The organism is Psychrobacter sp. 1U2 (assembly GCF_051847575.1).
The window spans coordinates 1-691 of sequence record NZ_JBPYDC010001141.1 but is presented as its reverse complement, the minus strand read 5'-3'; the positions used below and the strand labels follow the sequence as shown (position 1 = coordinate 691).

The following is a 691-nucleotide window of genomic DNA, read 5'->3' as shown; positions in this document are numbered from 1 at the left end:
AATTTGAGTGCCGCTGAGCAGGTACATCTGATACAAATTATCAGAGAGGCGCTATCCAATGTGAGCCGTCATGCGCAAGCCAAAAACGTCACTATAGATTTAGGCTATGATGACGAGAGCAATTATATCGCCCTAGCAGTGATAGACGATGGCATCGGTATGTCAGGTACGGTCAATCAAACGCAGCATCATGGCCTCATGATTATGAAAGAGCGGGCTTATAAGCTTGGCGGCGACCTGATTGTCACTGCCAATGAACCAACGGGCGTCAGTGTCATTGTTAGATTTGTACCCCATTTTTTCACCGACTATATGACGGAAACCACTGATTTTAACGAGTCTTTTTAACTGACAACTAATTAATTAGACTACCTTGTAACACTTTTAATTTGTGAGCATCTTATGAGTCTGAATGTCTATACCCCAACCTCTCCTGCCAAACTACTATTAGTCGATGATCATCCTATGCTGCGCCGAGGCATCGCCGAGCTATTAAGCCTTGAGGATGATGTAGAGGTGGTTAGTGAAGCCAGTAATGGGCAAGAAGCATTAGGTTTTTTGGTTAGCAATAGGGTTGATTTGGTCATATTGGATCATAAAATGCCGATACTGACAGGTATTGAGACCTTAAGGGAGATCAAGTCTCGCGGCATCGAGGCCAAGACTTTATTGTTTACGGTTTCTGATGCTG

2 protein-coding genes are annotated in these 691 nt (G+C 43.8%); both read left to right on the top strand.

From position 1 onward, the window contains the following. A partial coding sequence (locus ACS8FD_RS20855) for an ATP-binding protein (protein ID WP_439277272.1) occupies positions 1 to 348 on the top strand: 348 nt, incomplete at its 5' end. A gap of 54 nt (positions 349 to 402) precedes the next feature. Continuing rightward, positions 403 to 691, top strand: a 289-nt coding sequence (locus tag ACS8FD_RS20850) for a response regulator (RefSeq protein ID WP_439277271.1), incomplete at its 3' end; no start/stop codon positions are given.